Origin of the sequence: Paenibacillus polygoni (assembly GCF_030263935.1) — a bacterium.
GTDB lineage: Bacteria > Bacillota > Bacilli > Paenibacillales > Paenibacillaceae > Paenibacillus > Paenibacillus polygoni.
Genome location: NZ_CP127162.1, coordinates 2,752,831 through 2,766,189, shown reverse-complemented (window position 1 = coordinate 2,766,189; position 13,359 = coordinate 2,752,831). Strand labels below are relative to the sequence as shown.

At 41.6% G+C, this 13,359-nt stretch carries 9 protein-coding genes; 8 read left to right on the top strand and 1 reads right to left on the bottom strand.

The window, feature by feature from the left end; all coding sequences use genetic code 11:
- Positions 1 to 163: 163 nt before the first annotated feature.
- Complete coding sequence (locus tag QPK24_RS13330) at positions 164 to 2,731, top strand: rhamnogalacturonan lyase (RefSeq protein WP_285741796.1); 2,568 nt, start codon at positions 164 to 166, stop codon at positions 2,729 to 2,731.
- A gap of 300 nt (positions 2,732 to 3,031) precedes the next feature.
- On the opposite strand, the gene QPK24_RS13325 is transcribed toward QPK24_RS13330, so the two are convergent.
- Positions 3,032 to 3,709, bottom strand: coding sequence for a pectate lyase (locus tag QPK24_RS13325; RefSeq protein WP_285741794.1), 678 nt, complete (start codon positions 3,707 to 3,709; stop codon positions 3,032 to 3,034).
- A 253-nt stretch (positions 3,710 to 3,962) separates the two neighbouring features.
- On the opposite strand from QPK24_RS13325, the gene QPK24_RS13320 reads away from it, so the two are divergent.
- The 7 genes from QPK24_RS13320 (at position 3,963) to QPK24_RS13290 (ending at position 13,342) form a co-directional block, all read left to right on the top strand.
- A complete protein-coding gene (locus QPK24_RS13320) occupies positions 3,963 to 4,175 on the top strand; it encodes a hypothetical protein (RefSeq protein WP_285741792.1) in 213 nt (70 codons plus the stop codon).
- A 173-nt stretch (positions 4,176 to 4,348) separates the two neighbouring features.
- A complete protein-coding gene (locus QPK24_RS13315; RefSeq protein WP_285741790.1) occupies positions 4,349 to 4,951 on the top strand; it encodes a sigma-70 family RNA polymerase sigma factor in 603 nt (200 codons plus the stop codon).
- Positions 4,878 to 6,197: a DUF4179 domain-containing protein gene (locus QPK24_RS13310; RefSeq protein ID WP_285741788.1), complete on the top strand. Its 1,320-nt coding sequence runs from the start codon at positions 4,878 to 4,880 to the stop codon at positions 6,195 to 6,197. The genes QPK24_RS13315 and QPK24_RS13310 overlap by 74 nt, the downstream gene beginning before the upstream one ends.
- Before the next feature lie 282 nt (positions 6,198 to 6,479).
- Positions 6,480 to 8,153 carry an extracellular solute-binding protein gene (locus tag QPK24_RS13305; RefSeq protein ID WP_285741786.1) on the top strand — a complete coding sequence of 558 codons (1,674 nt, stop codon included), beginning with the start codon at positions 6,480 to 6,482 and terminating at the stop codon, positions 8,151 to 8,153.
- 100 nt (positions 8,154 to 8,253) lie between these two features.
- Entirely contained in the window at positions 8,254 to 10,005 is a 1,752-nt protein-coding gene (locus QPK24_RS13300) for a sensor histidine kinase (protein WP_285741784.1), read from the top strand.
- Entirely contained in the window at positions 9,990 to 11,636 is a 1,647-nt protein-coding gene (locus QPK24_RS13295) for a response regulator transcription factor (RefSeq protein ID WP_285741782.1), read from the top strand. The genes QPK24_RS13300 and QPK24_RS13295 overlap by 16 nt, the downstream gene beginning before the upstream one ends.
- Positions 11,637 to 11,875: 239 nt before the next feature.
- Positions 11,876 to 13,342, top strand: coding sequence for a glycoside hydrolase family 43 protein (locus QPK24_RS13290; RefSeq protein ID WP_285741780.1), 1,467 nt, complete (start codon positions 11,876 to 11,878; stop codon positions 13,340 to 13,342).
- The last annotated feature ends 17 nt before the right edge of the window (positions 13,343 to 13,359 follow it).

Here is a 13,359-nt window from a genome sequence, read left to right as displayed (position 1 = left end):
GCCAAAATACCGAATAAACTCTGATATGTGAATGGCGAAAGGAAGAAGACAAGTCTATAATCTGATGTAATATGAAAATCGATAAAAAGGGGGAATGAATAATTTGTTACATTGTTAGAGTCTGAATTGTAAGCGTGACCATATTTGAAAAAGGAGTGATTTCATGCCAAAAGGTACGAACAAGCTTCCCATATGGAAAAAAGCCGCTGCAGTTGGAATAAGCGCTGTCCTTTTAAGTACGGGATGTTATGCTTCTGCAGCACAGGACCTAAGCGGAAAGGGGCATCAGAATATGGAAAACCGCATTCAGATGGAGTATTTAGACCGAGGGCTTATTGCGGTAAAGACAGGAGAAGGTAACTTTTTGAGTTGGAGGTTGCTCGCTCAAGAGGTATCGGGAAGCAGTGGAACCGGGCTGACAGGCACTGATTTTCATGTATATCGAGACGGAGAATTTGTAGGTGAAGTGACAAACAGTACGAATTTTCTTGACCCCGCAGGTGCAGCAGGTTCCTCTTATTACGTCTGTGCAGTGTCTAATGGGACAGAGGTGGATAGAAGCAACTCCGTTACGCCTTGGAATCATGGATATTATGATCTTCCAATTCAAAAGCCTGCTGATGGGATCACGCCAGCCGGTGAAAGCTATAGCTACTCTGCAAATGATATGAGCGTAGGGGATGTGAATGGGGACGGACAACTAGAGTATTTTGTAAAATGGGACCCGAGCAATGCTAAAGACGTCTCCCAAGTGGGATATACGGGAAATACCTATGTTGATGCCTATACGATTACGGGCGAATTGCTGTACCGAATTGACCTGGGTGTTAATATTCGATCTGGTGCGCATTATACGCAGTTCCTCGTTTATGATTTTGACGGGGACGGCAAGGCAGAACTTATGTTTAAGACGGCTCCGGGAACTAAGATTCTTCATTATAATCAGCAAGGAGAGATTACATCCGAAGAATATATCACAATGCTGGACGAAGATCTGGCTGCAGGATATACAAATGAAGATGATTATCGAGTAAGCAGAGAAGGATATTACGAGCACATGGTGGACATGTTTATGGACTGGCATGACTACGAGGAAGTACGTAATGGAAGCTGGCCGCAAACCCTCGAAGAAGCTTTCGGGATTGAAACGAAGTATGAATATCCTTTATCTCGAGCTGATGCGGAGCAGTTGACGGATTATTTTATGGACGTATTTGCTCCATCTAAAGATGCGAATCGGAATAAGTTTCGTGAATTCGAAGGGTTTATTTTATCTGGTCCTGAGTACTTAACTGTGTTCGAGGGAGCAACGGGGCAAGAGCTGAAGACCATCCGTTATAAACCGGGTCGTACCGACGATGGACTGCGCTGGGGTGATTATGCGATGAACCGTATAGAGCCTGGGAACAGGGTAGATCGGTTCTTGTCCGGTGTTGCGTATCTGGATGGACAGCAGCCTTATGCTGTATTTGCAAGGGGTTACTATACTCGAACAACCTTAGTTTCTTATAACTGGGACGGAACTAACTTGAATGAATATTGGTATGTAGACAGCGGCTGGGCTCCAATGAAAAATCCGTTCAGAGACAGCCCGCATGGAAGACCGGGTACGGACCCTCAGTACGGTCAAATTACGACTCAAGGAGCACATTCGCTCAGTGTAGCTGATGTGGATGGAGACGGTAAGCAGGAAATAGTATATGGATCAACGACGATTGATCATGATGGGTCTGTGTTGTCCAATTCTTCTGCAGTTATGCCTCCTGAAAGTGCTAACCCTGGCGCAGTGGCCAATTTGGGTCATGGTGATGCACTGCATGTAGCGAATATTGATCCAATGCGGGAAGGGCTGGAAGTTTACATGGTACACGAAGGTGGACCTTATGCCCCTTATGGTTATGCTCTAAGAGACGCCAAGACAGGAGAAGTCATCTATGGCGGTTACACGGGAAAAGATACAGGACGCGGTATGATTGGTGACATTGATCCAGAACGTCCAGGGCTCGAAACCTGGGCCGTCGGCGTCTACACCGCTCAAGGTGAAAAGATCAGTGACAAGATGCCGAGTACGAACATGAGCATCAAATGGTCGAAGGATATGACAACTCAAATCATCAATGGAGCACTGGAGAATACACCGACAATTGATGATTGGAAAAAAGGGACTTTACTTACTGCGGAAGGTACACGCACGAATAACCACACGAAGGGAACGCCATCCCTTGTGGCGGATGTGTTTGGAGATTGGCGGGAAGAAATGCTTGTCCGCACGGTGGACAGCAGCGCCATTCGTATATATACGAATACGGAAGTAACAGAGCGCAAGCTGCATACGCTCTTACACGATCCTCAGTACCGGGCGGGGGTAGCTACACAGAATACAGGTTACAATCAGCCTGTGTACACTAGTTACTACTTTGCTTCGGATACCGATTTTAGTAAAGTGAACATTCCAAATGTGTTCATTCCCGGATTACTGAATGTTCTTGAACAGCAACATGGCACGTATGTCGAACAAGGAGAACTTGGCGGTGCTGTGGTGAATCAGGCAACGAATTCACTTAAGCAGGCACGTCATCATTATGACAAGCAAGATCTGAAACAGGCTTCATTCTTCCTTGAGAAATACATCTCGCAACTGAATAAACGAGAGGGGAAAGACGCGGTTAGCGAGAAGGCGAAACTAAATTTAATTCATCATGCGGAGCTGTTAGTTGAACAGTGGAAATAGTGTTCTGGTCTACATTATACTGAGCATATTATTACGCTATTACGCAGTTAGTTGCTAACATTACGTCAAAGAAGGCAGCCACTCACCATGAGGGCTGCCCTCTTTATTTTATTGTAGCGTACATTTTGAAGAGTGCTATGAAGAAGCTTCCCTTCATTTTGGCTGGGGAACTGCTTGGTTAGTGTAACGCTTGAGTATACCTATTCAATACCTATATCCCGACGTTTGCGAGTGTTATCATAGGTTATAACAGAAGGCTTTAAGTGAATGGGGCTGGAGTGTTTCGGCATCATAGCTGTTTCAATACTGGGTATTACCTGATTGCGTAGTTTTACCAGCGGCATATCCTTTGAACAAGGTTGGCACATTATGATAACGTGTATTTGTTATTTTAGCAGCACTGCTGCTGCTGTCCGTACGGAAGATGGAGTCCTTCACATTGGAAATGTTAGAACTATCCAGTGTGAAATTCACCGCATAAGTAGTTCCTCCGTTCTGACGTGCCAGCTTACCGATGTCATCAGCTCTAAAGTTCTTAATGTTGATTGTACCGGAAGCATTGGCCTGGAACACTTTGTCGTAAGCTTTATATGCACCGCCCCCTGTAATATTGACCGTGCCTGATGCTTTGAGCGTCAGTGCATCCTCGCCTACATCTAGCCATGTCACATTGGATATTGTAGCGTTTCCATAACAGTGCACCCCATCAGCTCCAGGAGCGCCTATGATTACATTTTTCAAGGTAGCATTCTTCTCAAGTCTGAAAATCGGTTTTTGGTTCTCTCCCTGACCGCCGTCTCCCAGGGTACTTGGATTAGCCACATAGGTTTTATCGCTGCCGTCAAAAGTTTGGCCTTCGGGTACGATAATCGTTGTGTTGACTACAATTGGCGATGCGGCTGACACCGAAACTGGCTGAGTGACATAAAACACGGAAATCATGACAAAAGACAGAAACAAACCTAAAACTTTTTTCAATAAATTCCACCCTTTCTAGTGTAGGTTGTTTGGTCCGACCTTACGTCGGTCCACTGAGGTTATATGCAGGTATGCACCTTTACGCATAATCCTGGTTATAAGAGTATTCTATAAGCGCTAACATAGAACAAGGGAATTACCATGAAGAACGTACATTTTTTTAAGAAGAAATAAGAAGTAATACATAGACGGCTGGAGTTAAATAGATTAATATGGATAATAATGTAAAATAGAGCGAGAGGTGCTAAAAATTGTGGATGAGTTTGATTCCCGAGACTTTCTTATTGTTAATGAATATGGGCTTATCGGAGTAGCCTTATCTTTATTGTGTTTTATCATCATACTTGAATTTATGAAGAAAGATGAAAAAATAAATTGGAAGAATGTATTGATCAATACAGCGGGAATGACAATTACAATCTATCTATTCAATGCTGTTATCGTTTTATTCAAAGCGATCTTTTAATAAACCAGTCCCTATGATCCAGCGGAGGGCTGGTTTTTCGTTTGCCTTTATAAGACTCTATAGCAAATTTTAGAAAGCCATTATTTCTTCTGAAAAAGAAAATGAAAAGTATTTTTGTGTAAAATGAACTTTTTCAGCTTCTGCAATCTCTTATCTATGAAAGGGGGGAGAACATGAAAATAAGTCGTCTTGTCAAACAAGCCAAAAAAGGCAATAAAGAAGCGCTATTACAATTAATCCTAGCTGATCAGGACGCTTATTATCGTCTTGCCTATACATACATGGGGAATGAACATGATGCGATGGATGCAATGGAAGATATGATTGTTACACTCTATGAAAAGATCGATCAACTGCATAAAGGAGAAGCGTTCTACACCTGGAGCAAAACCATTCTTGTAAATCGATGCAAAACGTTACTACGCAAAAAAGAACGTTACCTGTTACTTGAGGACGATGAGGAATCAGCGTATTCCGTTTTTACCCATGACTCACCATATCGCGATACAGAGTCGGAGATGGATATGCAGGTGTTGTTATCTCATTTAGAAGGCCCTCAGCGAGAAGCCATAGAACTTCGTTATGTTCATGATCTTTCCTATCAGACCATCGCGGACATGACCGGTGTTCCGCTGGGTACAACCAAATCAAGAATTTCAGTAGGAATGAAGAAATTAAAACTTATGATCGGAGGTGAGCGTGATGACAATAATCGAGGAACAATTAGAAAAACACAAACAGACCTCGCATATGATAAAAGCTCCATCAGAACTTGAGAGTAGACTTCGAAGGGCACTTGAACATGTGCCTGTTAAGAAAAAGAAAAGAAATAAAACGATGACATGGTTTGCCTCATCCGCTGCTGCTCTCCTTCTGATTTTCGGATCATATCATTATTCTGCATTTGCTTACTACGGGGGGATGTTGCTTAATAAAATGGAACTGAATTCTCTTAGCTTTAGTGAAGTAGCGGAGAGAGGATATGGGCAAACGGTCAATAAAAGCACAACATTAGATGATGGAACGGTCATTACTATTGAAGGGGTTATTGCAGACGATAATGCATTTTTAATGTATTACAGTATCGATCGTCTTGAAGGTTCCGTGTATGATGACAATGGTTCGTATCGTTATAATGTCGAAGATATTAAAGGTTTTATGACGGATTCCAAAACACGGGGGGGTGGCGGTAATCCTAGCGAAGACGAAATCCATTACGAGGGAAGGCTAGAATTCGAGCCTGTTAGTCCCTTCTCAAGAACTTTAACCGTTACTTTTTACGAATGGATGAATGATGGAAAGAGGGTAACTTATCCAATATCTTTTAAATACGAAGCGAACAAAGCGATGAAGAGTATAGTTAAAGAGGATATCTCAAAATCAGTATCAGTCGATCAGGGAGCTGTCTATTATGACTCCATAACTGCTACACCAACTTCAACAATCGTGAAGGGGCATTATGAATTGGATATTGAAGGTTCACCTAGATTTTCAGGCACAACAAAGCTCTATGTGAATGAAATAGAATTACATCAATGGGGATTGCGTGGGGACTCAGAGAGTGGATCGGGAGAAGGAATTGGATTTGTTCTCGAATATGATGTGATTCCTACCGAGAAAGTAGAAACCATTGAACTGGTCCTTGAAAGTTTTCCAGGAAAACAAAAAGTAGAAGAACCGATATCTCTTGCCTCTCCATCGGATCAATCTATTAAACTAGGCAGTGAAAAAATATGGATTCGAAGCGTAACTAAAACAGATACGGGTTATGATATCGTCATCGCTAGAAAACAATTCACGTTCCTTAAAACAGACAATCTATCCGTGCAAGCAGGGGATAAAGTAATACCCGTATCATCCATTTCTAATTCCCGTCCATGGGACCTGAAAAATGGGAATATCTTATGGGAGCAGACGTATTCTTTTAAAACTTCAGATAAACCAGATTTCCTCTTACTAGACGAATTTGATTATATCGAAAAACATAATAAGGCTATATCCATCCCAATAAATAAGAAGTAAGAAGTAAGAAGTAAGAGTTCAAAACAGATAAATGTAAACCGGAGAGACCGTAACTTCTGTAAAGGAAGAGACAATCTCCGGTTTTTTGTATTCATAAATGAAGAAATACCATTGTAGACAAAGAAAACCTATGCGATAATCATAGAATATGTAAGGAGTTGGTAATATTATAGAAAAATATACAATATGCCAACATCAAGGCTGTTCATGATCGTTATCATAATGCAACTCGTCATTTCTATATAACTAGTAAAGTGGGGTCTGTCCGTGCGGTTATGCGTAATGAATAAGATGAGTATTGCGCTTACAGTGTTCCTTAGTTTTCAGTTGCTATATGCCTGTAGTCCTAACAACGAAGTAAACAAAGTTTCTGATCCAATTGCTAATGACAATACTGCAAGAATTGAATATGAAGAGTTGGGACTACAAAAGTACGACCCGCCCATCCAGGTCTCTTTTGTAAGAGAAATGAGTGCACAGCTTGATGATCTAATTAAAAGTTTGCCAGGACAAACACTAAACGATAACACTTGGAGTAGGCTTTACGAAGAAGTTTTAGGAATCCAAATTACGTACGATTGGACTGCTAGAGGAGACTTATACGCACAAAAATTTAGTGTTGATCTTTCTTCAGGTAATATCCCTGATGTGGTACGAGTGGATGCTGAGCAGTTGAGACTGTTAAGTAATGCGGGATATATTCAAGATTTGACGAACGTATTTGATACGTATGCGACTCCGCTGACCAAAGAGATTTTGAGTCAAGAGGGTTCAGGGCCTTTTGAAGCAGCCACCATAGATAGAAAATTGATGGGTATACCCGAAACGAATTCTTCTATTGAGACTGCACAGGTACTTTGGATTCGTATCGATTGGCTTGAGAGACTGAATCTGAAACCGCCACAGACGATGGATGAACTGATTGCAATTGCGAAAGCGTTTACAGAGCAAGACCCTGATCAGAATGGTCAAAATGACACATTTGGGCTGGCAGCAACCCAGTATTTATGGGATCCCGTTATGGGGCTCACCTCTTTTATGGCAGGTTATGATGCTTTCCCAATGATGTGGATTCACGATGATTCAGGAAAACTTACGTATGGAGGGATTCAGCCTGAGGTCAAATCGGCTTTGTTGTCCCTGCAAAATATGTATCGCAATGGATATTTGGATAGTGAATTTGCCATGAAAAATGGGATCAAAGCCAAAGAACAAGTGGCCAAGGGAAAAATAGGAATGTTATACGGAGAACAGTGGGGGTCGTTTCTTGCTCAAGTGAGCCGGGAGAGTGATTCAAATGCGGATTGGCGAGCGTTTCCTATCGTTTCTGTGTCCGGAAAAGCACCAAAAGTTCCGTTAAAGTTCAATACGACTCATTTTATTGCTGTAAAAAGAGGCGTCCAGCATCCTGAAGCGATCATCAAGATGTTTAACTTGCATTTAGAAAAGAACTGGGGAGAAACAGCAGAATACGAAAAATACTATAGCTCTCCCTATCCTGTGTGGCAGCTTTCTCCTATAACACCCTACCCAGCAAGGAAAAACATGGAGGCTTTTCAACAATTGAAGGAAGCCCGCATTACAGGGGATCAGTCTAAACTGAATGAAGAGGCCAAAGCAATCCAGAAAAATATTACGACGTATCTATCGGGAAGCGGCAATATCGAAATCGGATGGGGCTGGGAACGAACCTATGGTGAACAAGGGGCTATGGCCATTATTGATCAATACGAAAAAAATAATCAATTATTGTACGAAAGTTTTGTAGGCACTCCAACGGAAACCATGATCGAAAAGCAGTCCATTTTGAATGAAATTCAGCTTCAAGTGTACATGGACATTATACTTGGCAGACCTATTGAGGAATTTGACCGTTTTGTCAAGCAGTGGAAGAAGCTGGGCGGCGATCAGATAACGGAAGAAGTCAATCAGTGGTTTTTAGCGCAAAAACCATAACGTCCTCCTACGTAAAAAGGGAGAGGATGTAACTGAGAAAATAAGATGTCTTCTTATGAGAATAGGTTTATTATCATCTTGCTGTATCGGAGGCATTTGTTTGTTTAAATTTCCCGCTGTTTCCCTACGAAATTCAATATTTGTACGTCTGGTGTTTACGTACCTCTTCGTTGTCATTCCAATTATTGTATTGGGATTGTATCTCTATCAGTGGAGTTATAAAAATGCAAGCGAGGACATATCAAGAGCGACTTCCAAGCAATTGAATTATTACTTAGGAACCCTTGATCGGGAAGTAGAATGGATTGAGCTTCAGTTGTTCGATTTGGTGGAAGACAGCGGGCTTAATACACTTTCGGTAACATGGGACTTCATTGATAATGCAGATCGAAGATCTGAATTAAGCAGATTAATTCAACGAATGACTTCTGTTCAGAACAGCAGTCCCTATATTAAAGACATTTATATTCACATTCCATCGATCACGAAGACGCTATCTACGGCTGGAGCTATTCAGGATTTTGATATCGTTCAGTATCATTTCTTTCGTTCCGGGGCTAAAGAAAGTGATCATCGATTAATAAAATGGAATAATTCCCTTTATCTGAATGGTTCTAAAGAAAGCGGAAGAAAAGGAGCAGAACCGCTTTTTACAGTTCAGATTGAGCTTGATATAGAAAAACTGTTAAAGTCCCTGGAACAAGTAAATTTATATCCGGAAAGTGGTTCATTGTTATTGTCAGAGTCAGCTGGTTTCGTGCTCAGCACGGATAAGGATGCAGATCTAGCCATTCAAGATTTTATTAAGAATTCTCCTTCAAGTAATGATGCTGTTGTAATGAAACTGAAAAATAAAAAGTTTCAAATGAATAAAGTGTATTCGGAAGCAACAGGACTGTCTGTAGCTATGTATTTGCCTGAGGAAACAGTAAAGCGGCCGCTGAGTACATTTTCTAAATGGGCATGGATCTTCATCATGACATCTCTGCTTGCTATCGTCGTTTTTTCTTACTCTTCGTACCGAATTATTCATCAACCGTTGTTAAAACTTATTCAAGGGTTTAAGCGTATGGAAGGAGGCTCTTTAGACAGCCCCATCGAACATGAACGTAAAGATGAGTTTGGTTATTTATATACTCGTTTTAATCATATGTTAAGTAAATTGCAAACCCTCATCGATCAGGATTTCAAACAAAAAATGATGATGCAAAAAGCAGAGCTGAAACAGCTGCAATCTCAAATCAATCCGCATTTCCTTTATAACAGCTTCTTTATTTTGAATACACTCTCAAGAATGGGTGATGCAGATCGGATTGAGAAATTCACAAATATGCTGGGGGAATACTTCCGCTTTATTACTCGTAACGGAGAAGATTTTGTTGCGCTGTCAGAGGAAATAAAACATTCGCGTACGTACACTGAAATCCAAAATTTGCGATTCTCAAGACGTATTACCGTTTTTTTTGATGAGCTGCCAAAAGAAATGGAAAGTATACGGGTACCGCGTTTGATTGTCCAACCGATTATTGAAAACGCCTATGAACACAGTCTTGAGAAAATGGAAGAGGACGGAATTCTTCATGTTGCTTTCGAGAAGAGCCCCGGTGAAATATTAATCCGTATTGAAGATAACGGAAATGCAATAACGGATTCGGAACTTGAATCACTTCGTGAACATCTTCATCATACAGCCGACTCTTATGAAATTACAGGAATGATGAATATTCATCGGCGTCTTGTACTTACGTTTGGCGAAGGAAGTGGATTATTTCTAGCAAAAAGCAAGCTGAATGGCCTTGAAGTGCTTATACGAATCAAGACAGAGGAGGAGATCACTTGTATAGGCTCTTGATTGTGGACGATGAAGAGATTATTACAGACGGATTATATGAAGTACTGAAGCGATGTAAACCAGACATACTTGATATTTACAAAGCATATTCCGCTAAAGAAGCTCTTAAGTGGATGTCCAGAAGCCGGATTGATATTGTACTTACGGATATTCGTATGCCCGGAATGAGCGGTTTGGATTTGAGTCAAGAAATTCAAACACACTGGCCAAGATGTAAAATTGTCTTCTTGACCGGTTTTAGTGAATTCGATTACGCGTATCAAGCGATTCAGCTGCCGAGTGCACGATATTTATTAAAAACAGAAGGGTATGAAAAGGTAACCCAGACGATACTTGAAGTCGTCCAGGAACTGGACCAAGATATTCAAACCCGTCAATTAATTGAAAAATCTCAGGAACAAAGGGGTACGCTTCAGCTCATGGCGCAGGGGGGCTATATTAGACAGCTGCTAACAGAAAGTCACGTCGTCATGGATCGCACAGAAATTCTAGCCCAAGACTTTGAAGAACTTAGGATTGCTTTAGATCCCAAAGCTCCTGTTATATTAGCGCTTGGTCGATTGTTTTTTGAGGAAGGAACGGGTTACTTAGAAAAAAACAGACTTCTCACGTCGGTTAGAATGATCTGGGATTCCTTTATGTCCGAGAAAAGCATTAGTATAGGAACGCTAGATAAGCAAGGGGACCTATTATGGTTGCTTCAACCCAGTGATGAGAAACAAGATTCTTTTCATCTTATTCGCTTTATGGAGGGAACACTTGAGCTCATTCAAGAAGCGTGTCAGTCTTCACTGAGCTTAACACTCAATTTTACACTAAGCGGCCAGGCGTGCGATTGGACACAAATAACATCCCAATATGAGAGACTTCGTCAATTGCAACAGCTCAAGATTGGAAACGGGATTTCTATGATCTTAGTAGACCGAGCCGAAACATCCGATACACTTGTGCTAAAGGATGTTACTTATATAAGTCACCGAATTGAACGATTAGAGGCACATTTGGAAAGTGGAAAAGCGGCGGAGTTCATGGAAGAACTAGACGAATTGTCAGTTACTTTGCTGCAGACAAGCAGCTCAGTTCATAAAGCGATTGAGGGATATTACGCAGCCGCTCTTGTTTTATTTTCGCATATTAACCGGATGGGAATGCACCGTCATGTGGGTAACATCAATAAATTGATGCAGCTCGATGGACATGCCACGATGAAAGAAGGATTCTTATATCTTAAGAAGATAGCAGAAATGATTTTTCAATATAAAAATAAAGACGAACGAGATCGTGCGACTCAGGTTATCGAACATATCTGTCAATATATTGAGGATAATTTGAACGAGGATCTCTCATTAGTACGGTTAGCAGAGCTTCATTTTTTCAATCCATCTTATTTGTCTAGATTCTTCAAACAAGAGTATGGTATCAATCTATCAGAGTATATTGATAAATGTAGAACTCGAAAAGCAAAGGAATTACTTCGTAATCACGAATTAAAAGTACGGGATGTTTCAATATCCGTGGGTTACGAAGCAGCCCATTCATTCACGCGATTTTTCAAAAAGATGACCGGCATAACGCCGCAAGAGTATCGTGACAGTTTGTATAAAGAGTCGGCGGTTGGCCGTAATAGTTAAAAAGGTGCGATCCCCTTAAGAAAGTCTGCAGTTAGTTATCAGATGCTGCAGGCTTTTTTGCCTGTGTGTGAGGACTAGAAATAGACAGGTACTGGATATACGATTCGGCAGGTTGTTGCCCGTAAATGTAAGCGATACACTTTTTAGAGAGAATAAAAAGGAAGTTGCAATCCGATTGCACATGATCTGGAGATCGCAATCTGAGAGTGTGATTACTTAACGAGGAGATGAAGAAAACAATGAACACAAGTGATGAAGTAAAGTTCAGTCATAACGCACAGGCGAAGGCGGTTGGCAAGCTGCCTCGGAATGGTAACCCCGTCGTATCCCATAAATTCGGTGCAGATCCCTACGCACTGGTGTATAAGGAACGGGTGTATTTATACAATACTCACGATGTACTGGAGCATGATACGGAAGGAAATGTAAAAGAGAATACATATGGGACAATCAATACCCTTTCTGTAATTTCTTCTGAAGATCTGATCAATTGGACAGATCACGGCGCAATTAAGGCGGCAGGTGCAGAAGGTGCTGCAAAATGGGCGACACAATCCTGGGCACCCGCTGCAGCTCATAAAAAGCGCAACGGAAAAGACGAATTTTTCTTATACTTTGCTAATAATGCAAGCGGAATTGGAGTCTTGACAAGTGACAGCCCGACTGGGCCATGGGTGGACCCTATCGGTAAACCGCTTATTTCTCGGGAAATGCCGGCAGCTGCAGGTGTGACTTGGTTATTTGATCCGGCTGTTCTGGTCGATGAAGATGGAACAGGGTACTTGTATTATGGAGGAGGGATCCCCGAAGGAAAATCGGAGATGCCAAATACCGCCCGTGTAATTCAGCTCGGTGAAGATATGATTAGTGTTGTTGGCGAGGCAAAAGTAATAGAAGCTCCCTTTATGTTCGAGTCTGCGGGCATCCATAAATATAATGGGGTGTACTACTACACGTATTGTTCTAATTTCTATCCGGGAGCACGTCCTGAGGGGAGTCCGCCGGCGGGAGAGATTGCATATATGACAAGTGATCATCCGATGGGGCCTTGGACTTATCAAAATACGATTCTGAAAAATCCAGGTCACTTTTTTGGCGTAGGCGGTAATAATCATCATGCCATCTTCTCACTTCAAGACACATGGTATATCGCTTATCACGCTCAGACTTTATCAGCTGCAATGGGTGTTCCTAAAGGATACCGTTCCACACATCTTAATCAAGTCGAGTTTACTGAAAATGGGGATATAAAAGAGATTACGGCAGATTTAAAGGGTGTGGACCCAATTAAAACGCTAAATCCATTTCATCTTGTTGATGCGGTAACTATGGCATGGAATGCAGGAATAAACGTCCGCTCTTTTACTGTGGCAGATGAAGACGGACATTCCGATAAACTTGTCATTTCTAATATACATGATGGTGATTGGATTGCAGCAGCAAATGCAGACTTTGCGGAAGGTGCTTCTTCGATCAAAGCTTGGGTGGCTGGAACAAGTGCAGGCGAAATTGAAATTCGGATGGATCAACCAAATGGTGAATTGTTAGGAACCCTTGTCGTACCACCTTCAGAAAGCGTGGAGCGCTGGGAGGAGATCAGTACAGAAATTACAAATGTGACAGGGATCCATGATATTTATTTTGTATTTAAAGGTGAATCAGAGAAAGAACTGTTTCAATTAGGTGCATGGCAATTCATTCGCTAGTTTAAAGAGGGGGTGCC

Bases quoted from the DNA above. Each gene is read 5' to 3' on its own strand.
- QPK24_RS13330 (WP_285741796.1), top strand. From the start codon at position 164: ATGCCAAAAGGTACGAACAAGCTTCCCATATGGAAAAAAGCCGCTGCA.
- QPK24_RS13315 (WP_285741790.1), top strand. From the start codon at position 4,349: ATGAAAATAAGTCGTCTTGTCAAACAAGCCAAAAAAGGCAATAAAGAA.
- QPK24_RS13310 (WP_285741788.1), top strand. From the start codon at position 4,878: ATGACAATAATCGAGGAACAATTAGAAAAACACAAACAGACCTCGCAT.
- QPK24_RS13305 (WP_285741786.1), top strand. From the start codon at position 6,480: ATGAATAAGATGAGTATTGCGCTTACAGTGTTCCTTAGTTTTCAGTTG.
- QPK24_RS13290 (WP_285741780.1), top strand. From the start codon at position 11,876: ATGAACACAAGTGATGAAGTAAAGTTCAGTCATAACGCACAGGCGAAG.